Below are 18,768 nucleotides of genomic sequence, written 5' to 3' on the forward strand. Positions count from 1 at the left end.
AAAAACGGCAGGCCGTCTGAAAAATCAGGCTTTGCCGGTGCTGCCGAAGCCGCCTTCGCCGCGCTCGCTCGCGGCAAATTCGTCCACCACTTTGAAGGCGGCCTGCACCACGGGCACAATCACCATTTGGGCGACGCGCTCGAAGGGTTGGACGGTGAACGTTTCGCCGCTTCTGTTCCACAGCGACACTTGCAGTTCGCCCTGGTAGTCCGAATCGATCAGGCCGACGAGGTTGCCCAGCACGATGCCGTGTTTGTGGCCGAGGCCGGAGCGCGGCAGGATCAGGGCGGCGTAGACGGGGTTGGCCAGATGCACGGCGATGCCGGTGGGGATCAGCACGGTTTCGCCCGGCTGCACGGTAAGCGGCGCGGCGGTGCAGGCGCGCAAATCGAGGCCGGCCGAGCCGCTTGTGGCATAGGCGGGCAGCCTGTCGGCGATTTCGGGGCGGAGGATTTTCAGTTCGACTTCGGCTTGCATGGCGGGCTCTTTCTCGGGTGGACAAAAAGGCCGCCGATTATACGGACGCTTGTTTTTTTGCACAAACCGCCGTGGACGGAGGCCGCCGACAAAATCAAAATTAAGAACAGGCCGTCTGAAAGCGTGGTTTCGGCGAAACTGCGTTTTCAGACGGCCTGTCTTTTGAGGTGGCGCGGCAACAGCGGCGCACGCGTTTTCCGGTTGAAAATATGCAAAGAGGCCGTCTGAAAAACAGTATTACGGTTTTCAGACGGCCTCTTTACCCTGTTTCCAAAGCGTCAGACAGCCGCCTCAGTCGGCCAGATGTAGTTCGTTCACATAGTCCACTTCCTCGCGGCTGCCGAGGACGACGGCGACGCGCTGGTGCAGATCCTGCGGCTGAATGTCGAGGATGGCGCGTTCGGTGTCGGAGGCAGTGCCGCCCGCTTCGCGCATAATCAGGCTCATCGGGTTGGCTTCGTACATCAGGCGCAGTTTGCCCGGTTTGGACGGGTCGCGGCTGTCTTTCGGATACATGAACACGCCGCCGCGCATCAGGATGCGGTGCACTTCGGCCACCATGCTGGCCACCCAGCGCATGTTGTAGTTTTTGCCGCGCACGCCGTCTTCGCCTTCGAGCAGCTCGTCGATGTATTTACGCACCGCCGGCTGCCAGTGGCGGCGGTTGGAGGCGTTGATGGCGAACTCTTTGGTGTGCGGCGGCACCCGCGGGTTGCTCTGGGTGAGGACGAAGGTGTTCTGCGCGTCCAGCGTAAACACCGACACGCCGTGGCCGAAGGTAACCACAAGCTGGGTTTGCGGCCCGTAAATCACGTAGCCTGCGGCCAGCTGGCGGTGGCCGCTTTGCAGAAAGGACGACGTGTCCAACGCGCCTTCGGGCTTGGCCAGCACGGAAAAAATCGTGCCGACGGAAATGTTCACATCAATATTGGACGAGCCGTCGAGCGGGTCGAACAGCACAAGGAAACCACCCTGCGCGTTGCAGGCGACGAAGCTGTCTTCCTCTTCGCTGGCCAGCCCCGCCACCCGCACGTCGGCGCGCAGCGCGTCAATCAGGATATTGTTGGCAATCACATCCAGCTTTTTCTGCGCCTCGCCCTGGATGTTGCCGCTGCCCGCCTCGCCGAGCACGTCGGCCAGCGCGCCCAGCCGCACCTGCGCGCCGATGCGCACGCAGGCGGCAGCAATGGTTTCGGCCACGCCGCCCAGTGCCGCGTTCAAGCCGTGCCGTGCGAAGTGTTCGGAAAGAAAATCGGGGAAAGTGGTGTTCATGGCTGCATCCTTTGTTTGCGGGTTGAGGCCGTCTGAAAAAAGGCCGTCTGAAAATATCGGGGAAAACGAAAGCTGCGGTTTATACCCTTTTCAGACGGCCTCAACAATCCCCCCGCACCCGCAAAACGGCAGGCCGTCTGAAACCCGGCGGCAACGCCGTGAAAACCCGTCTGCCACCCCGCCCCGGCGCAATCGGCGAAATTTCTTGGAAAAAAAGGCGGCGGCCTTTAAAATGCGCCGTTTTGCGCGGCCTGAGGCCGCCGTTCCCGAAAGAGAAAAGGATTCCGAACATGATTGGACTAGCCCTCGCCGCCGATGCCGCCCAGCAGCCCTCCGCGCTGATGCAGTATGCCCCCCTCGCCCTGATTCTGGTGTTTTTCTACCTGCTCATCATGCGCCCGCAGCAGAAGAAGTTTAAAGAACACCAAAACCTGCTCTCCGAGCTCAAACCGGGCGACAAAGTGCTGCTCTCCTCCGGCATCGTCGGCAAAATCACCAAAACCGGCGAAAAATTCTTCACCGTGGAAATCGCCCGCAACGTGGAAATCCAAGTGGAACGCAACGCTGTTGCCGCCCGCAACGCCGAATAACCGCCACAGGCCGTCTGAAAAGCGTGCAGCGCAGGCGGCCTGTCCTTTAAAGGTTTGATTATGAACCGCTACCCCCTGTGGAAATACCTGCTGGTTACCGCCGTGCTCGCGCTCGGCCTGCTCTACACCCTGCCCAACTTCTTCGGCGACACGCTGGCGGTGCAGATTTCGACCAACCGCCATTCGCTCGCGATTGACAGCCAAACCGAAGCGCGCGTTGCCCAAGCCCTGAAAACGGCCGGCATCGCCGACGACGGCATGTTTATCGCCGACGGCTCGCTCAAAGTGCGCTTCAAAGACTCGCAAACCCAGATGAAGGCGCGCTCGGTCATCGAAAGCGCGCTGGGCGAAGGCTACATCACCGCCCTCAACCAAATCGCCAACACCCCCGACTGGATGGCGAAAATCCGAGCCAACCCGATGTTCCTCGGCCTCGATCTGCGCGGCGGCGTGCACTTCACCATGCAAGTGGACATGAAGGCCGCCATGCAGAAAACCTTCGAGCGTTACGCCGGCGACATCCGCCGCGAGCTGGCCAAGCAGAAAATCCGCAGCGGCCAGGCCGTGATCAACGACAACAGCCTCTCCATCCCCTTCCAAGACGCCGCCGAGCTGGAAAACGTGCTGCCGCAGCTGCAACGCCTGCTGCCCGAAGCCACCCTCACCACCGACGGCAGCCGCCTCGTCCTCACCCTGTCCGAACAGGCACTGGCCAACATCCGCAAACAGGCCGTCGAACAAAACATCACCACCCTGCACAACCGCGTCAACGAACTGGGCGTGGCCGAGCCCGTCATCCAGCAGGCCGGTGCCGACCGCATCGCCGTCCAGCTCCCCGGCGTACAGGACACCGCCAAAGCCAAAGACATCATCGGCCGCACCGCCACGCTCGAAGTGCGCATGGTCAACGAAGACCAGGCCGCCCTGCAAGCCGCCCTCGACGGCAATGTGCCCGAAGGCTACGAACTGCTCAAAACCGCCGGCGACCGCCCGCAGCCGCTCTTAATCAGCAAACAGGTCGAACTCACCGGCGACAACATCGACGACGCCCAGCCCGGCCAGAACGACAAAGGACTGCCCGGGGTAAACGTCAGCTTCGACAACGTCGGCGCGGAAATCTTCGCCGACCTCACCCGCAACAACGTCGGCAAAGGCATGGCGATGGTGCTGGTGGAACAGGGCAAGGCCGAAGTCGTTACCGCCCCCACCATCAACGAACCCATCCCCAACGGCAAAACCATCATCTCCGGCAGCATGAGCCTGGCCGAAGCGCAGGACATCTCCCTGCTGCTGCGCGCCGGCTCGCTGGCCGCGCCGATGGAAATCGTCGAAGAGCGCACCATCGGCGCGTCGCTGGGCGCGGAAAACATCCAAAAAGGCGTGCACTCCACCCTGTGGGGCTTCGCCGCCGTGGCCGTGTTCATGATGTTCTACTACCGCCTGATGGGCTTCTTCTCCGTGCTCGCGCTGGCGGCCAACATCCTGCTCTTAGTGGCCGCCCTCTCCTTCCTGCACGCCACCCTCACCCTGCCCGGCATCGCCGCAATGGCACTGACCCTCGGCATGGCCATCGACTCCAACGTATTGATTAACGAAAGGATACGCGAAGAGCTGCGCGACGGCATGAAACCGCAGGCGGCCATCGCTGAAGGCTACAAACACGCCTGGGACACCATCGTCGATTCCAACATCACCTCGCTGATTGCCGGCATCGCCCTGCTGCTGTTCGGCTCCGGCCCCGTGCGCGGCTTCGCCGTCGTCCACTGCATCGGCATCCTCACCTCGATGTTCTCGTCGGTGGTCGTTTCCCGTATGTTCGTCAACCTCTGGTACGGCCGCAGACGCAAGCTGCAAAGCATCTCCATCGGCGGCGACATCCGCCCCGCCGCAGCCGCCGCAGACAAGGAGTAAACAATGGAACTCTTCCGCTTCAAACGCGACATCCCGTTCATGAAATACGGCAGGCTCACCACCTTCATCTCGCTTGCCACCTTCATCCTCGCCGTCTTCTTCCTCGCCACCAAAGGGCTGAACTACTCCGTCGAATTCACCGGCGGCACCGTGATGGAAGTCGAATACGCGCAAGCCGCCGACGTGGACAAAGTGCGCGGCAGCCTCGACGCGCTCAACCTCGGCGAAGTGCAGGTGCAAACCGTCAACAGCAACCGCCACCTGATGATCCGCCTGCCCAACAAACCCGGCACCACCACCGCCCAGCTTTCCAACCAAACCATGGAAATCTTGAAAAAGAACGACGCCTCGGCCACCCTGCGCCAGGTCGAATTCATCGGCCCGCAGGTGGGCGACGAACTCGTCCACAACGGCCTCATCGCCCTAGGCATGGTCGTGGCCGGCATCATCATCTACCTATCCATGCGCTTCGAGTGGCGGTTTGCCGTGTCCGCCATCATCGCCAACATGCACGACGTCGTCATCATCCTCGGCTGCTTCGCCCTGTTCCAATGGGAATTCTCCCTCACCGTCCTCGCCGGCGTGCTGGCCGTTTTGGGCTACTCGGTAAACGAATCGGTGGTGGTGTTCGACCGCATCCGCGAAAACTTCCGCAAACCCAACATGCGCAACCACACCGTGCCCGAAGTGATCGACAACGCCATCACCGCCACCATGAGCCGCACCATCATCACCCACGGCTCCACCGAAGCCATGGTTGTCTCCATGCTCCTCTTCGGCGGTGCCGCGCTGCACGGCTTCTCCATGGCACTGACCATCGGCATCGTCTTCGGCATCTACTCCTCCGTGCTCGTCGCCAGCCCCCTGCTGCTGCTCTTCGGCCTCAGCCGCGAAAACATCGCCCGCGTCAGAGAGAAAAAAGAAGAAGCCGTGGTTTAGGGGCTGTTTGCATTTGGTATTGCGGCCGCTTTTGCGCCCTAAAACGGCATCTGCCGCGTTACAAATCCTCGCAAGGTGTCCAACTTGCTGCGGTTTGCGCCTTGCATCTGCCGTTTTATGACGCAAAATCCGCTTCGCAAACCAATTGCAAACAGTCCCTAACACCCGCACCGCAACAAGCAGAAAGGCCGTCTGAAAACCGTTTTTCAGACGGCCTTTTACACCGCAAAGGCAGCGTATGAAGCAGGGTATGCCGCCCCAAGACAACGCACGGTTCTTTGCCATTCAGGCCGTCTGAAAGCGCAGCTTCGGCGCAGCCAAAACCGTTTTCAGACAGCCTTTTACAGTGAAACACCACCAAAGGCAGCGCATGAGGTAGGGTGTGCCGCCCCAAGGCGACGCACGCGGTTTCCGCCCGCACGGGAAAGAAATATGTTTCAACCGTGCTTTCAGACGGCCTTTCAAACGGTTTGCATCCGGCCCAATGTAAAACCCCCCGCGCGCATTGAGATTGGCGGGCGCAAACGGTACAATCCGCGCCGTTTGATTTTGTAAAGAAATATTATGAACCCCATCGGTGAGATTCTTCCCCTGTCGCACATCCTGCTCGATTCCGACGCCGCCAGCAAAAAACGCCTGTTCGAGCAGGCCGGCCTGCTCTTGGAACAAGAAACCGGCGTGCCGCGTTCGGAAGTGTTCGACTGCCTGTTCGCCCGCGAAAAACTCGGCTCCACCGGGCTGGGTCAGGGCGTGGCCGTGCCGCACGGGCGGCTGGGCTCCCTGAAACAGGCGACCGGCGTGTTCATCCGCACCAAAGAACCCGTCCCCTTCGACGCCCCCGACGGCAAACCCGTCTCCCTCGCCGCCGTGCTGCTCGTGCCCGAAGACGCCGCCGGCGCACATCTGGAAGTGCTGGCCAAACTGGCCGCCCGCTTTTCCGACAAAAGCGTGCGCGAAAGCCTGATGCAGGCGCAGGATGCCGCCCAAGTGCGGCGCATACTCACGGAGGAATGATGCCCAGCATTTCCGTGCGCCGCCTGTATCAGGACAACCAGCACAAGCTGCAACTGGCCTGGGCGGCCGGCGCGGCCGGCGCGGACAAGCGCATCGGCGTCGAGGCCGACAAACCCGTGCTCGCGCTGGTCGGCCATCTGAACTTCATCCACCCCAACCAGGTCCAAGTGCTCGGCGTGGCCGAAACCGACTACCTCTCGCGCATGGAAACCGGCGATCTGGCATACAGCTTCGAGCAGCTTTTCGAGCTGCCTATGTCGCTGGTCATCGTCGCCAACGACCTGCCCGTGCCGAAAATCCTGCGCGACCACTGCCACGCCAACAACGTTCCCCTGCTCACGTCCAAGCTCGAAAGCCCCTACCTGATGGACGTGCTGCGCATCTACCTGCAACGCACCCTCGCCGTCTCCACCGTCAAACACGGCGTGTTTTTGGACGTGTTTGAAATCGGCGTGCTGCTCACCGGCCAGTCCGGCCTCGGCAAAAGCGAGCTGGCACTCGAACTGATCTCGCGCGGCCACAGCCTCGTGGCCGATGATGCGGTAGAGCTGCACCGCACTGCCCCCGAGCTGCTCGAAGGCCGCTGCCCCGCCCTGCTGCGCGACTTTCTCGAAGTGCGCGGCCTGGGCATCCTCAACATCCGCCACATCTTCGGCGAAACCTCCATCCGCCCGAAAAAATCGCTCAACCTCATCATCAACCTCGTTCCCGCCGACGACGACTACATGAAACAGATCGACCGCCTCAGCATCCGCAGCGAAACCGAGTCCATCCTTAACGTAACCGTCCGCTCCGTAACCCTGCCCGTGGCCGCCGGCCGCAACCTCGCCGTCCTCGTCGAAGCCGCCGTGCGCAACTACATCCTGCAACTGCGCGGCAAAGACAGCACCCGTGAATTCCTCGAACGCCACCAAACCATCATGAAAGAGCAGGCGCTTTCCCATGAAGATCATCCTGATTAGCGGCCTCTCCGGCTCGGGCAAATCCGTCGCCCTCAAACTCCTTGAAGACACCGGCTGCTACTGCGTCGACAACCTGCCGATAGAAATGCTGCCCGCCCTGGTTGCCTACCACATCGGGCGCGGCGAAGTGGCCAACCTCGCCGTCAGCATCGACATCCGCTCCCACATCAAAACCGGCGAAGTCGAACAACAGCTCGCCCGCCTCAAACAGCAGGGCCACAGCGCGGACATCCTCTTTCTCGAAGCCGCTGAAGCCGTCCTTTTGCGGCGTTTTTCCGAAACCCGCCGCAGCCACCCCCTCGCCGCCGCCGACAACTCCCTCATCGAAAACCTGCGCCGCGAGCGGCAAATCCTCGCCCCCCTGCGCGAACACGCCTACCGCATCGACACCAGCCAAATGAACGCCCAACAGCTGCGCCGCACCGTGCGCCAATGGTTCGACGCCGGCAATGGCGGCCTTACCCTCGTCTTCCAATCCTTCGGCTTCAAATACGGCACCCCCGCCGACGCCGACTTCATGTTCGACGTGCGCAGCCTGCCCAACCCCTACTACCTCCCCGACCTGCGCCCCTACAACGGCACGCAGGAACCCATCCGCCAATACCTAGACGCCCTGCCCCAAGCCCGCGCCATGACAGACGACATCGCCGCCTTCCTCGAACGCCGCCTGCCCGAAATACAGGCCGAAAGCCGCAGCTACCTCACCGTCGCCGTCGGCTGCACCGGCGGCTGCCACCGCTCCGTCTACACCGTCGAACGCCTCGCCGAACACTTCCGCCCCCGCCTGCGCGTCCTCGTCCGCCACCTGCGCCTTGCCGCCCCCCTTTCAGACGGCCTCTGAACCCGCCCGCCCGCACACAGGCCGTCTGAAACACAGTTTCCAACAAACCGAAAAACAGTTTTCAGAAACGTCATCCCCGCGTTTATGCTCCGCAGGAGTACCGGCGAGGACGGTCTCCACATTAAAAACAAGATGAAAAACAAGGAAAACACATGGCAATCCAATGGTATCCCGGCCACATGCACAAAGCCAAAAAAGCCATCGCCGACCGCCTCAAAAACATTGATGCCGTCATCGAAGTGCTCGACGCCCGCATGCCCGCATCCAGCGAAAACCCCCTGCTCGGCCAACTATCCGCCGACAAACCCAAACTCAAAATCCTCAACAAACAAGACCTCGCCGACCCCGAACGCACCGCCCAGTGGCTGGCCGAATTCCAAGCCCGCCCCCACACCAACGCCATCGCCCTCGACGCCTCCGACACCCGCGCCGCACAAAAACTCACCACCGCCTGCCGCGCCCTCGCCCCCCACCGCAGCGGCATAGACAAACCCCTGCGCGTCCTCATCTGCGGCGTCCCCAACGTCGGCAAATCCACCCTCATCAACGGCATGACCGGCAGAAAATCCGCCAAAACCGGCAACGAACCCGGCATCACCAAAGCCGAACAACGCCTCCTGCTGGCCGACGACTTCTGGCTCTACGACACCCCCGGCATGCTGTGGCCGAAAATCATCGTCGAACAATCCGGCTACAACCTCGCCGCCGGTGGCGCAGTCGGCCGCAACGCCCTCGACGAAGAAACCGTCGCCCTTGAACTTTTAGACTACCTGCGCCGCCACTACCTTCCCCTCCTGCAAGAACGCTACGGAGCCGACAAAAACGAAAGCAGCCACTGGCGCGACGACCAATGGCTCGAATGGATCGCCAAAAAACGCGGCGCACTCCTGTCCGGCGGCCGCACCAACCACCAAAAAGCCGCCGAAAACACCCTCACCGACTTCCGCGACGGACACATCGGCCGCATCACCCTCGAAACCCCCCGCCAATGGGAACAATGGCTCAAAACCGCCCGCCAAAACGAAGCCGCGCAAAAAGCCGAACGCGAACGCCGCAAAGCCGAACGCAAAGGAAAGGCCGTCTGAAACCTTATTCCTCTCCCGCCCTGCGGGGGAGGGTCAGGGTGGGGGCGGTTGCCGCTTCGGCAATATTCGCGGCTCAGCGCAGTAGGTCGGGCATGCATGCCCGACAAACAGCGGCAAATTGAAAAAACGTCGGGCATCAATGCCCGACCTACGGCTGAAACGCCAGCCCCTATCTCCCTCCCCTGCGCCCGCGCGGGGGAGGGTCGAGGTGGGGGTGGCGGTTCGCAGAACCGCTTGGCTGCCTCACCGCAAATGTTTCCGCAGCCGCAACCACCCCAGCCCTCCCCCGCAGGCGGGGGAGGAAATCAGGTTTCAGACTGCCGCAAAGGTCGTCTGAAACCCCAAAACCCCGCAAGAATCGGGTCGTTTGCCTCTGCTCTTTTCCTTAAAATCCACCCTGTTACCAACCTACTGACTCGCCGCCGAAAAAGTCAAAGAATCCGCCTATTCCATCAGCCGCTTCAAAGGCCTGGGCGAAATAAACCCCGACCAGCTCAAAGACACCACCATGAACCCCGACACCCGCCGCCTGCTGCGCGTGGGCATTCCCGAGCACGATAATGAAACCACGCTCGCCGCCTTCACCCGCCTGATGGGCAAAGGCGAAGCCGCCGCCCGCCGCAGCCGGATGCAAGCCGAAGGCGACCGGGTGGAAGCGGATATTTAGGTTTTCAGGCAGCCTGAAACCGTTTTGGCGCGTAAAGGCAGTCTGAAAACCTTTCAGGCTGCCTTTACGTCCGTCTGAAAGCGGATTTACGGCACGATGTTTACTTGCACATTGCCCACACTCTCGGTGTCGATAAAGATTTCGTCCCGGCTTGTGCACGCCGCAAAGTCGGTGCCGCCAAAGTCGGGGGCGTAAACACTCAGGTTTTTCTCGTCTTCCACAAGGCCGCCTTTGTGGAACCGGTAGCGGTGGGTCTGCCAGCCGGTGTAGCCGCCGAAGGTGTTTTTGGCGTTCACTTCTGCGCACACCAGATAATATCCTTCGGATTTCAGTTGTTTGGGCGTTTTCGGAGAGTAGATTTTTGTCTCAGGATTGTATATTTTGAACACTTTGCGCGGCGGGGAGATGCGGATTTTCGCGCTGCCGGGGTCGAGCAGGGTTTCGTTGAGGTATTGGCGGACTTGCCGTTCGTAGTTTTTGGGGTAGCTGCCGTAGTTTTCGCTGCGCACGGTTTTCATGCTGACTTGTGCGGACGGCTGGGTAACGGCGCAGGCGGCCAGTAGGCAGAGACTGCCGATCAGGGCGGCGCGGGTGGGGAGTTTGGTTTTCATATTTTCTTTCCTTTTGGTTTTGGGGTGGGACGATGTTTTCGCTTCGCTGAAACCCGCTTCGCTGGCTTTCAGACGGCCTTTGGCTGTTTTGTACCGTCTTGGCGGCATTAGGGCACGATATTGACCTTAAATTTGTTGTAGATGCCGCTGGTGATGTAAATCTCATCCGTGCTGTCGCACATGTCCAAACCGACCGAGTCGAAATGGAGCTCTTCCAAACCGCCGTAATAAATGCTGTACCGTTTGGTCTGCCAGCCGGTGTAGCCGCCGTAGGCGTTTTTCGCGTTCACTTCGACGCACACCGCATAGTATGCCCGGCCGTTCAGTTTGTACGGCGCGCGCGAGAGTTGGTACACCTTGCGCGGCGGGGTGGTGAATCTGATTTGCGCGCTGCGGGCGTCGAGCAGGGTGCCGTCCAGCCGTTGGCGGATCAGCTGCTGGTAGTTTTTTGGATAGGGGCCGTAGTCGGCATTGCGCACAGCCTGCATGCTGACGTCAAAAGTGCTGGTGCAGGCGGCCAAGAGCAGGGACAGGCTGCCGAGCAGGGCGGCGGGGGTGGGAAGTTTCATATTGGTTTCCTTGTATGGGGTTGGTGGATGTTTTCAGGCTGCTTTAAGGCTGAAGTTCGTCTGAAAATCTCTTTTCAGTAGTAGGTCGGGCATTTATGCCCGACATTTTTCAAATTTGCCGGTGTTTGTCGGGCATAAATGCCCGACCTACCTTACTTTAAAAGTTGAATGTCAACACACCCTGCTGCTGCGGGTTTCGCTTAGGGGACGATATTTACTTGGTCGCCGCCGAAGATGAGGGTGGTGTCGATGTAGATTTCGTCTTTGCTGGTGCAGGCGGCGTAAGCGCCTGTGGGATTGCCTTCTATTGTGTTGTTTTTGAAGCGGAACATTTTGGTCTGCCAGCCGGTGTAGCCGCCGTAGGCGTTTTTGGCGTTGACGTCGGCGCAGGCCAGGTAGAAGGCGTCCCAGCCGGCGCGGCCGCTGCCTTGCACGCCCTGGTTGCTGAGGCGGAGCACTTTGCGCGGCGGGGTGATGATGCGGATTTTCGCGCTGCCGGCATCGCGCAGGTTTTCGTCCAGATAGCTGCGGATGTGCTGTTGGTAGTCTTTGGGGTAGCGGCCGTAGTCGGCGTTGCGCGCGGCCTGCATGCTGACTTCGATGGGTTTGGCGGCGCAGGCGGCCAGCAGGCAGAGGCTGCCGATCAGGGCGGCGCGAGTGGGAAGTTTCATATTGGTTTCCTTGTATGGGGTTGGTGGATGTTTTCAGGCTGCTTTAAGGCTGAAGGCCGTCTGAAAATCTCTTTTCAGACGGCCTTGATATTGCACCAAAGGCAGCCTGAAACGGCTTTTACACTTTGGCCTGCCAAGTATCTTTCAGCGTTACCGTGCGGTTGAACACGGGTTTGCCTTGCGCGTGGTCGCGGCGGTCGGTAACGAAGTAGCCCAAGCGTTCAAACTGCCAGCGGCTCTCGGGCGGCAAATCGTTGGCGGAGGCTTCGACCCAGGCTTGGATTTCGCGCACGGATTCGGGGTTGAGAAAGTCGGTGAAGGGCAGGTATTCGCCGTCTGCGCCGCGCACGGCATCGGGGCGCGGTTCGGTGAACAGGCGCTCGTACAGGCGCACGGTGGCGGGTACGGCGTGTTCGGCGGAGAGCCAGTGGATCACGCCTTTGACTTTGCGGCCTTCGGGGTTTTTGCCCAGCGTGTCGTAATCAAGGCTGCATTTGAGTTCGACCACATGGCCGTCTGCATCTTTGACGACTTCGTCGCAGCGCATCACATAGCTGTGGCGCAGGCGCACTTCGCCGCCGGGGACGAGGCGTTTGAAGCCTTTGGGCGGGTTTTCGGCGAAGTCGTCGGCTTCGATGTAGAGCGTTGGCGAAATCGGCAGCTCGCGTCCGCCCATTTCTTCGTGGTTGGGGTGGTAGGGCGCGTAGCGGCTTTGCGCTTGGTCGGGGTCGAAGTTGGTGAGCGTTACTTTGAGCGGGTTGAGTACGGCAATCATGCGCGGGGCGGAGTTTTCCAGCTCTTCGCGGATGGCGCCTTCGAGTACGCTCATGTCGATGACGTTTTCAGATTTGGAAATGCCGGCGCGTTTGGCAAACAGACGCAGGCCTTCGGGCGTGTAGCCGCGGCGGCGCATACCGGAAATCGTCGGCATACGCGGGTCGTCCCAGCCGGCAACGTGGCCGTCGGCAACCAGTTGGTTCAGCTTGCGTTTGGACGTGATGGAATACAAAAGCTCCAAACGGGAAAACTCGTATTGGCGCGGGCGGGTGGCGTGCGGCGCAGGGATATTGTCCAACACCCAGTCGTAAAGCGGGCGGTGGGCTTCAAATTCGAGCGTACACAAGGAATGCGTGATGCCTTCGATGGCATCGGAAATGCAATGCGTGTAGTCGTACATCGGGTAGATGCACCATTTGTCGCCGGTGTTGTGGTGATGGGCGCGGCGGATGCGGTAGATGACGGGGTCGCGCATATTGATGTTGCCTGATGCCATGTCGATTTTCAGGCGCAGGGTTTTGCTGCCGTCCGGAAACTCGCCGTTTTTCATGCGTGTAAACAGGTCGAGGTTTTCTTCGATACTGCGGTCGCGGTAAGGGCTGTTTTTGCCCGCTTCGGTCAGCGTGCCGCGGTATTCGCGCATTTCTTCGGGCGTCAAATCATCGACATACGCTTTGCCGTCTTTGATTAAGCCGACAGCGTAGTCGTAAAGCTGGTCGAAATAGTTGGAAGCGAAACGCGGCTCGCCCGCCCATTCAAAGCCCAGCCATTGCACGTCTTCTTTGATGGAATTGACGTATTCGTCGCTTTCTTTTTCGGGGTTGGTGTCGTCGAAACGCAGGTTGCACAGGCCGTCATACACATAGGCGAGGCCGAAATTGAGGCAGATGGATTTGGCGTGGCCGATGTGCAGATAGCCGTTGGGTTCGGGCGGGAAACGGGTTTGGATGGCGGTGTGTTTGCCGCTTTTGAGGTCTTCTTCGATAAGGGTGCGGATGAAGTGGTTGTCGGCGAATTGGTCTTTGTGGAGCATGGCGAAAACGGGTGTGGAAAAAACGGCGATTGTACCCGATTTTGCCCGCCGCCCGTATGCACAGGCCGTCTGAAAAAGGCGGCGGGGCTGTTTTTCAGACGGCCTCAATCTGTATAATCGCGCCCTTTGCGGCCGTCTGAAAAACCGGCACGCGCCCATCCGCAACCATCAGGAGACCATTATGAACGCATTTGCAAAACTCACCCTCGCCGCCGCCCTCGGCTTCGGCCTTGCCGCCTGCGGCGGACAATCCGGCAGCCCTGCCGCTTCCGGCGCGGCCGGCAGCGCGCCCGCCGCCTCGGACAAAACCGAAATCCGCTTCGGCACCACCCCGGGCGACTTCGCCGACATGATCAAAGACCAAATCCAACCCGCGCTGGAAAAACAGGGCTACACCGTTACCCTTACCGAATACCCCGACTATGTTACCCCCAACAAAGCCCTGGCCGAAAACGCCATCGACATCAACATTTTCCAGCACAAACCCTATCTCGACGGCTTCAAAGCCGAACACAAGCTCGATTTGGTGGAAGTGTTCCAAGTGCCCACCGCTCCGCTGGGCATCTACCCGGGCAAACTGGCCAAACTCGAAGACGTGAAAAGCGGCAGCACCGTCGCCATCCCCAACGACCCCTCCAACCTCGCCCGCGCCCTCGTGATGCTCAACGAGCTGGGCTGGATCAAACTGAAAGACGGCATCGACCCGCTCAAAGCCTCGCGCGCCGACATCGCCGAAAACAGCAAAAACATCGAATTTGTCGAAATGGAAGCCGCCAACCTGCCGCGCAGCCGACAAGACGTTGATTTTGCGATTGTAAACGGCAACTACGCCATGAGCAGCGGCATGAAACTCACCGAATCCCTGTTCCAAGAACCCAGCTTCACCTACGTAAACTGGTCGGCCGTGCGCACCGCCGACAAAGACGCCAAATGGGTGAAAGACGTAACCGACGCCTACAACACCGACAGCTTCAAAGCCTACGCCCACCAACGCTTCGCCGGCTACAAATACCCCGCCGCCTGGGGCGAAGGCGCGGCAGCAGGCGCGAAAGCCGAAGCCGCCTCCACCGCCTCCGCAGCGAAATAAAGATTCGGCTTAACCATACAAAAAGGCCGTCTGAAAAACGGGTTTTCCGGTTTTCAGACGACCTTTCGCCTCCAAGGTAGGGTGAAACAAAATAAAAGATACCCATCGTAGGCTGGGCTTCAGCCCAGCTAACTCGCTATTTATCCGATATTTTGCCGGGCTGAAGCCCAGCCTACACCGAATACTTTTTATCTATATCCACTATAACCGTAGGTCGGATACTCGTATCCGACATCCCGCGCGGCGGAACAAACCTGCGGGAAAACATCGGATTCCAGCAGGCAGGGTGGGTTGCAAACCCAACATTTCCGATTACCCGACCATGTTGGGCTAAGACCCAACCTACGCTTATTCAAACATCGGAGGCCGTCTGAAAAACCGTAAAACACGTTTTTCAGACGGCCTCTTTGCCGATGCGCCGCGCGGCGGCGGGTTTATCCGCGCCCCGTCCCGTCCGCGTCGTCTCCGTCCGCATCTTCCCCGTCCGGCGCGGGCGGCAGGGCGGCGGTTTCGGGCAGGACGAGTTCGCCCAGTTCGGTGAGCGGCGGCAGGCTTTCGAGGGATTCGAGCTGCAGATCGGCGAGGAAGGCGGGGGTGGTGGCCCATAGGGCGGGGCGGCCGACGGTGTCGCGCCGACCGACGGTTTCGATCCAGCCCCGGTCGAGCAGGGTCTGCATCACGTTTTGCGACACGGCCACGCCGCGTATGTCTTCGATGTCGCCGCGCGTAACCGGCTGCTGGTAGGCGATGATGGCCAGGGTTTCCATCACGGCGCGGGAGTAGCGCGGGCTGCGGGTTTCCTGCAACGCGCCCAGCCGCTCGAAGGCGGCGGGGACGGTTTGGAAACGCCAGCCCTCGGCGGTGTGCGCCAGTTGCAGGGCGCGGCCGTGCCAGCGGGCTTTGAGGCTGCCGAGCACGTCGATGAGTTTGTCTTGCGAGAGCGGCGGGTCGCACAGTTGGCGCAGGGTTTTTTCGCCGAGCGGTTCGGGCTGGGTGAGCAGGGCGGCTTCGATGAGCGCGTCGGGCGGGAGTTTGTCGTTCATGGTGTTTGTTCGGTTTTTTTCAGACGGCCTCTCGGGTTTGTCCGCGGTTTGAGGCCGTCTGAAAGCGCAGCTTCGGCGTAGTCAGAAACAGATTATTCGGCAGCGGCGGATTCGGTATCCGTCGGGGCGGGCGGCGGGGCAAACTGCTGCATCTGCTGCAACACGAGGCGGGCGCGGATGCCTTCGGGCAGGCGGAAGTCGAGCAGCAGGCGGGTGATTTTGAGGGCTTCGTGCAGGCTCTCGCCGCCCTCGAAGCGGCCTTCGTGCAGTTGGCGCAGGATGCCGCCGTCGGCGGTGAGCGCGTCTTGCGGGACGCTGCCGCCGGCGTAGGGCTGGGGCGGCTGTTCGGCCGCAATAAGGTAGCGCGTGCCGGCGCGGACGGGATTGCCGTCGGCGTCGGACTGCAAATCGGGGGCGTAGCCCAGCTCGGTGAGCAGCCGCCACTCGAAGCGGCGCAGGGCGGCGGCGTGGGCGGTTTCGGTGCAGACGCTTTTTAAGGCTTGGGCGAGCGCGTCGTAAACGGCGGGCTGCGCGTCTTCGCGCGGCGTGAGTTTGAGCACCAGCTCGTTGAGGTACAGGCCGCTGAGCAACGCCCTGCCCTGCGGCTGCGGCCAGCCGCCCAGCCATTCGGCGCGGTGCAGGGTTTTGGTTTCCGCGCCGCCGTACCACGACACGCTGACAGGCACGAAGGGCACGAGCACGCCGCGCAGCTCGCTCTGGCGTTTGCGCGCGCTGCGCGCCAAAAGCGACACGCGCCCGTAGCGGCGGCTGTACATTTCCAGCCGCAGGCTGCTTTCGCGCCAGGGCGCGGCGGCGAGCAGGAAGGCCGGTTCGTGGTTGATTCTTTGGCTTTTTTCGGACATAGCGGGAGCAGACGCAAACGCGGCAGGCCGTCTGAAAAACGGTTTTCAGACGGCCTGCCGGTTTGCCGGAACAAGGGTTGCGCGCTTATTTTTTGCCGTATTTGACATCGTATTTCAATTCGGTCAGCACGTTTTTCAGGTTGTAATCGAGTATGTCCTGCACCAGCGCGGGCACTTCCGACTGCACGGCCTGATACAGCCGGCTGTTGAGGTGGGCGGCCTCGCGGGAAACGGCGGTGCGCACCAGGCCGTTCACCGCGTCGGTGAGGTGCGGGGTGAGCCGCCCCATCAGCCGCGCCACCAGCTCCTGCTCGGAAAGGCAGAACACGGGGCGGCCGGCGGGCACGCCCTGCGGGTCGAGCACGTTGACGCTGACGGGGATGTCCTGCGGATGGAACACCGGTTCGGCTTCGTCCTGCGCGGCCGTTTTTGCGGCGGCGGGCTTGGGGTTGAACCAGACCGTTTGTTTTTCCAAAACTTCTTCCGCCTTCGCCCCGCCCTGCAAGGCGTTTTGCGCGTTCAGCCAGTCTTCTTCCAGCAATACGGTGGCATCGGCCTCGGTCAGCTCGCCCGCCAGCGCGGCGTTGTGGCGGTTCTGCCAGTTTTTCAGATAGTTTTGCAGAATCTGCTTTTTATAGCCCTCGTGGGCGCGGCGGTTGCGCGGCGGCTCGGCCGTTTCGGCGGCGGCGGCGCGGGCAGGCTGCGCGTCGCGTTTTTCGCGCAGCTTTTGCAGTTTCTTTTCCCATTCCGGTTGCTTGTTCGACATGGTTATCTTCGGCTGGACGGCTTATAATGCCCGCCATTTTAACAGAATTTACGAAAGGTTCGGACGATGGGCGACACAGAGCAACGCTTGGAATATCTCGAAGAAACCGTCGAAACGCTGCGCATGCAGAACCGCGTGCTCGGCGCGGCCTTCAACGGCCTGCTGCGCGGCCTGCCCGCCGACACCGCGCAGGACGTAACCGAAGCCGTGCGCCAGGCCTTCGACGACGCGCTGGCCGAGCTGGAATACGCCGACAGCGCGCGCGCCGAGCTGTTCCACGACGCGACTTACACATTCTTCCGTGAAAAAGAGTAAATTTGTGATAAAATCGCATCGTTTCAAAATAAACGTTCCGCGCCGCAACGCGCATGATTAAAGGATAAAACATGAACATCAAACAATGGATTGCCACCGCCGCCGCCGCCGCCCTCCTCGCCGCCTGCGGCGGGCAGCAGAACCAGGCCGCCAACACCCCCGCCTCTTCCGCCCCCGCCGCGCCGCAGGAAGGCAAGGTTTACCGCGTTGCCGCCAACGCCGAATTCGCCCCCTTTGAATTCATGGACACAAACAACAACGTGCAGGGCTTTGATGTGGATTTGATAAACGCCATGGCCAAAGCGGGCGGCTTCCGGGTGGAATTCAAACACCAGCCGTGGGACAGCCTGTTTGCCGCGCTGGGCAACGGCGATGTGGATATCCTCGCCTCCGCCGTAACCATCACCGACGAGCGCAAACAGTCGATGGACTTCTCCGACCCCTACTACAAAATCACCCAGGTCATCCTCGTGCCGCAGGGCAAAGACATCAAATCGGCCGAAGACCTGAAAAAAGCCAACAAAGTCGGCGTGGTAACCGGAACCACCGGCGATTTGGCCGTGGGCAAACTGCTGGGCGCGGACAACGGCAAAATCGCCCGTTTCGAGAACATCACCCTCGTTACCAAAGAGCTGGAAAACGGCGGCCTCGATGCGGTGGTCAGCGACAGCGCGGTGGTGGCCAACTATGTGAAAAACAACGGCAACAAAGGCTTCACCATGGTTACCGTGCCCGATTTCCCCGAAGAAAACTACGGCTTCGTCGTGCGCAAAGGCGACACCGAAACCCAAGCCGCGCTCAACGCCGCGCTGAAAAAAGTGCGCGAATCGGGCGAATACGACAAAATCGCCGAAAAATACTTTGCCAAGGGCGAATAAACCCGCCGCAGCATAGCAAGAGGCCGTCTGAAAACCTGCAAACGGGCTTTCAGGCGGCCTCAACACTTGTGCGCACCAAATTCAAAAAAAAACAGCCGCAGACAAAATCTGCGGCTGTTTTGCGAATGGGGCGGCGAGCCCGACCCCCGGCACTGGCGCGTCGGAATGGGCTGCTGGCTTCCGCCCCTGACCCGTTGTTCCAAGTTGCCATGCGGGGAGACCCGCCAACGAAGCGGCGCATTATAGAGGCTTTGCCGCAAAACGCAAACCTTATTTTTGCCCGCCGGCGGATTGTCGGCATTCTTACTTGAAACGGCCTGAAATTTACATTACATTGCAACAAACCCGACAGGCCGTCTGAAAGCGCAGCTTCAGCGCAACCAAAACCGCTTTTCAG

The 18,768-nt window shown here is 60.6% G+C and carries 19 protein-coding genes, 1 other RNA gene and 1 pseudogene; 11 read left to right on the forward strand and 10 right to left on the reverse strand.

The window, feature by feature from the left end; all coding sequences use genetic code 11:
- Positions 1 to 24: 24 nt before the first annotated feature.
- Together dut and H3L91_RS08615 are read right to left on the reverse strand one after the other, a co-directional pair.
- A complete protein-coding gene (dut, locus tag H3L91_RS08610; RefSeq protein ID WP_007343363.1) occupies positions 25 to 477 on the reverse strand; it encodes a dUTP diphosphatase in 453 nt (150 codons plus the stop codon).
- A 291-nt stretch (positions 478 to 768) separates the two neighbouring features.
- Positions 769 to 1,749, reverse strand: coding sequence for a class 1 fructose-bisphosphatase (locus tag H3L91_RS08615; RefSeq protein WP_007343365.1), 981 nt, complete (start codon positions 1,747 to 1,749; stop codon positions 769 to 771).
- Between the two features lie 290 nt (positions 1,750 to 2,039).
- Here H3L91_RS08615 and yajC point away from each other — a divergent pair, with 290 nt between their 5' ends.
- The 8 genes and pseudogenes from yajC to H3L91_RS08655 all read left to right on the forward strand — a co-directional run.
- The gene (gene yajC / locus H3L91_RS08620) at positions 2,040 to 2,339 is read left to right on the forward strand and encodes a preprotein translocase subunit YajC (RefSeq protein WP_049260637.1); all 300 of its coding nucleotides are present in this window, start codon (positions 2,040 to 2,042) and stop codon (positions 2,337 to 2,339) included.
- Between the two features lie 60 nt (positions 2,340 to 2,399).
- Positions 2,400 to 4,250, forward strand: a complete 1,851-nt coding sequence (gene secD, locus H3L91_RS08625) for a protein translocase subunit SecD (protein WP_007343367.1) — start codon at positions 2,400 to 2,402, stop codon at positions 4,248 to 4,250.
- Between the two features lie 3 nt (positions 4,251 to 4,253).
- Entirely contained in the window at positions 4,254 to 5,189 is a 936-nt protein-coding gene (secF, locus tag H3L91_RS08630; RefSeq protein WP_007343368.1) for a protein translocase subunit SecF, read from the forward strand.
- Between the two features lie 564 nt (positions 5,190 to 5,753).
- The gene (ptsN, locus tag H3L91_RS08635) at positions 5,754 to 6,203 is read left to right on the forward strand and encodes a PTS IIA-like nitrogen regulatory protein PtsN (protein ID WP_007343371.1); all 450 of its coding nucleotides are present in this window, start codon (positions 5,754 to 5,756) and stop codon (positions 6,201 to 6,203) included.
- Positions 6,203 to 7,165 (forward strand): HPr(Ser) kinase/phosphatase, encoded by a 963-nt coding sequence (hprK, locus tag H3L91_RS08640; RefSeq protein ID WP_040659604.1) that lies wholly within the window; start codon positions 6,203 to 6,205, stop codon positions 7,163 to 7,165. Before ptsN ends, hprK begins: the two co-directional genes overlap by 1 nt.
- Positions 7,146 to 8,006 carry an RNase adapter RapZ gene (gene rapZ / locus H3L91_RS08645; RefSeq protein WP_007343373.1) on the forward strand — a complete coding sequence of 287 codons (861 nt, stop codon included), beginning with the start codon at positions 7,146 to 7,148 and terminating at the stop codon, positions 8,004 to 8,006. The genes hprK and rapZ overlap by 20 nt, the downstream gene beginning before the upstream one ends.
- Before the next feature lie 152 nt (positions 8,007 to 8,158).
- A complete protein-coding gene (gene ylqF, locus H3L91_RS08650) occupies positions 8,159 to 9,091 on the forward strand; it encodes a ribosome biogenesis GTPase YlqF (protein ID WP_007343374.1) in 933 nt (310 codons plus the stop codon).
- A gap of 415 nt (positions 9,092 to 9,506) precedes the next feature.
- Positions 9,507 to 9,758: pseudogene (locus H3L91_RS08655) on the forward strand (DNA topoisomerase IV subunit B); the annotation flags it as partial.
- Positions 9,759 to 9,844: 86 nt separating this feature from the next.
- Here H3L91_RS08655 and H3L91_RS08660 read toward each other — a convergent pair.
- From H3L91_RS08660 to H3L91_RS08675, 4 genes are all read right to left on the reverse strand, one after another.
- Positions 9,845 to 10,369, reverse strand: a complete 525-nt coding sequence (locus H3L91_RS08660) for a hypothetical protein (RefSeq protein ID WP_040659606.1) — start codon at positions 10,367 to 10,369, stop codon at positions 9,845 to 9,847.
- A gap of 107 nt (positions 10,370 to 10,476) precedes the next feature.
- Positions 10,477 to 10,938, reverse strand: coding sequence for a hypothetical protein (locus H3L91_RS08665; RefSeq protein WP_007343377.1), 462 nt, complete (start codon positions 10,936 to 10,938; stop codon positions 10,477 to 10,479).
- 200 nt (positions 10,939 to 11,138) lie between these two features.
- The gene (locus tag H3L91_RS08670) at positions 11,139 to 11,609 is read right to left on the reverse strand and encodes a hypothetical protein (RefSeq protein WP_007343378.1); all 471 of its coding nucleotides are present in this window, start codon (positions 11,607 to 11,609) and stop codon (positions 11,139 to 11,141) included.
- Positions 11,610 to 11,727: 118 nt separating this feature from the next.
- Positions 11,728 to 13,419: a glutamine--tRNA ligase/YqeY domain fusion protein gene (locus tag H3L91_RS08675; protein WP_040659030.1), complete on the reverse strand. Its 1,692-nt coding sequence runs from the start codon at positions 13,417 to 13,419 to the stop codon at positions 11,728 to 11,730.
- 181 nt (positions 13,420 to 13,600) lie between these two features.
- Here H3L91_RS08675 and H3L91_RS08680 point away from each other — a divergent pair, with 181 nt between their 5' ends.
- On the forward strand, positions 13,601 to 14,506 hold the full coding sequence (locus H3L91_RS08680) for a MetQ/NlpA family ABC transporter substrate-binding protein (RefSeq protein ID WP_007343380.1): 906 nt from the start codon (positions 13,601 to 13,603) through the stop codon (positions 14,504 to 14,506).
- A gap of 434 nt (positions 14,507 to 14,940) precedes the next feature.
- Here the strand turns inward: H3L91_RS08680 and scpB are convergent, their stop codons facing one another.
- From scpB to H3L91_RS08695, 3 genes are all read right to left on the reverse strand, one after another.
- Positions 14,941 to 15,549 (reverse strand): SMC-Scp complex subunit ScpB, encoded by a 609-nt coding sequence (gene scpB, locus H3L91_RS08685; RefSeq protein WP_007343381.1) that lies wholly within the window; start codon positions 15,547 to 15,549, stop codon positions 14,941 to 14,943.
- Positions 15,550 to 15,641: 92 nt separating this feature from the next.
- Complete coding sequence (gene recO / locus H3L91_RS08690) at positions 15,642 to 16,412, reverse strand: DNA repair protein RecO (protein ID WP_007343382.1); 771 nt, start codon at positions 16,410 to 16,412, stop codon at positions 15,642 to 15,644.
- A gap of 85 nt (positions 16,413 to 16,497) precedes the next feature.
- Positions 16,498 to 17,178 carry a hypothetical protein gene (locus H3L91_RS08695; RefSeq protein WP_007343384.1) on the reverse strand — a complete coding sequence of 227 codons (681 nt, stop codon included), beginning with the start codon at positions 17,176 to 17,178 and terminating at the stop codon, positions 16,498 to 16,500.
- A gap of 66 nt (positions 17,179 to 17,244) precedes the next feature.
- Here H3L91_RS08695 and H3L91_RS08700 point away from each other — a divergent pair, with 66 nt between their 5' ends.
- Both H3L91_RS08700 and H3L91_RS08705 read left to right on the forward strand, forming a co-directional pair.
- A complete protein-coding gene (locus tag H3L91_RS08700; protein ID WP_007343385.1) occupies positions 17,245 to 17,493 on the forward strand; it encodes an NGO1151 family protein in 249 nt (82 codons plus the stop codon).
- Between the two features lie 71 nt (positions 17,494 to 17,564).
- A complete protein-coding gene (locus tag H3L91_RS08705) occupies positions 17,565 to 18,371 on the forward strand; it encodes a basic amino acid ABC transporter substrate-binding protein (protein WP_007343386.1) in 807 nt (268 codons plus the stop codon).
- Between the two features lie 129 nt (positions 18,372 to 18,500).
- Here H3L91_RS08705 and ffs read toward each other — a convergent pair.
- Positions 18,501 to 18,597: signal recognition particle sRNA small type (gene ffs, locus H3L91_RS08710), an RNA gene on the reverse strand.
- Between the last annotated feature and the right edge of the window lie 171 nt (positions 18,598 to 18,768).

This window comes from Neisseria bacilliformis (assembly GCF_014055025.1).
Lineage (GTDB): Bacteria > Pseudomonadota > Gammaproteobacteria > Burkholderiales > Neisseriaceae > Neisseria > Neisseria bacilliformis.

Bases quoted from the DNA above. Each gene is read 5' to 3' on its own strand.
- yajC (WP_049260637.1), top strand. From the start codon at position 2,040: ATGATTGGACTAGCCCTCGCCGCCGATGCCGCCCAGCAGCCCTCCGCG.
- H3L91_RS08675 (WP_040659030.1), bottom strand. From the start codon at position 13,419: ATGCTCCACAAAGACCAATTCGCCGACAACCACTTCATCCGCACCCTT.
- scpB (WP_007343381.1), bottom strand. From the start codon at position 15,549: ATGAACGACAAACTCCCGCCCGACGCGCTCATCGAAGCCGCCCTGCTC.
- H3L91_RS08665 (WP_007343377.1), bottom strand. From the start codon at position 10,938: ATGAAACTTCCCACCCCCGCCGCCCTGCTCGGCAGCCTGTCCCTGCTC.
- H3L91_RS08695 (WP_007343384.1), bottom strand. From the start codon at position 17,178: ATGTCGAACAAGCAACCGGAATGGGAAAAGAAACTGCAAAAGCTGCGC.
- ylqF (WP_007343374.1), top strand. From the start codon at position 8,159: ATGGCAATCCAATGGTATCCCGGCCACATGCACAAAGCCAAAAAAGCC.
- ptsN (WP_007343371.1), top strand. From the start codon at position 5,754: ATGAACCCCATCGGTGAGATTCTTCCCCTGTCGCACATCCTGCTCGAT.
- rapZ (WP_007343373.1), top strand. From the start codon at position 7,146: ATGAAGATCATCCTGATTAGCGGCCTCTCCGGCTCGGGCAAATCCGTC.
- dut (WP_007343363.1), bottom strand. From the start codon at position 477: ATGCAAGCCGAAGTCGAACTGAAAATCCTCCGCCCCGAAATCGCCGAC.
- H3L91_RS08660 (WP_040659606.1), bottom strand. From the start codon at position 10,369: ATGAAAACCAAACTCCCCACCCGCGCCGCCCTGATCGGCAGTCTCTGC.
- H3L91_RS08705 (WP_007343386.1), top strand. From the start codon at position 17,565: ATGAACATCAAACAATGGATTGCCACCGCCGCCGCCGCCGCCCTCCTC.
- secD (WP_007343367.1), top strand. From the start codon at position 2,400: ATGAACCGCTACCCCCTGTGGAAATACCTGCTGGTTACCGCCGTGCTC.
- H3L91_RS08670 (WP_007343378.1), bottom strand. From the start codon at position 11,609: ATGAAACTTCCCACTCGCGCCGCCCTGATCGGCAGCCTCTGCCTGCTG.
- recO (WP_007343382.1), bottom strand. From the start codon at position 16,412: ATGTCCGAAAAAAGCCAAAGAATCAACCACGAACCGGCCTTCCTGCTC.
- hprK (WP_040659604.1), top strand. From the start codon at position 6,203: ATGCCCAGCATTTCCGTGCGCCGCCTGTATCAGGACAACCAGCACAAG.
- H3L91_RS08700 (WP_007343385.1), top strand. From the start codon at position 17,245: ATGGGCGACACAGAGCAACGCTTGGAATATCTCGAAGAAACCGTCGAA.
- secF (WP_007343368.1), top strand. From the start codon at position 4,254: ATGGAACTCTTCCGCTTCAAACGCGACATCCCGTTCATGAAATACGGC.
- H3L91_RS08680 (WP_007343380.1), top strand. From the start codon at position 13,601: ATGAACGCATTTGCAAAACTCACCCTCGCCGCCGCCCTCGGCTTCGGC.
- H3L91_RS08615 (WP_007343365.1), bottom strand. From the start codon at position 1,749: ATGAACACCACTTTCCCCGATTTTCTTTCCGAACACTTCGCACGGCAC.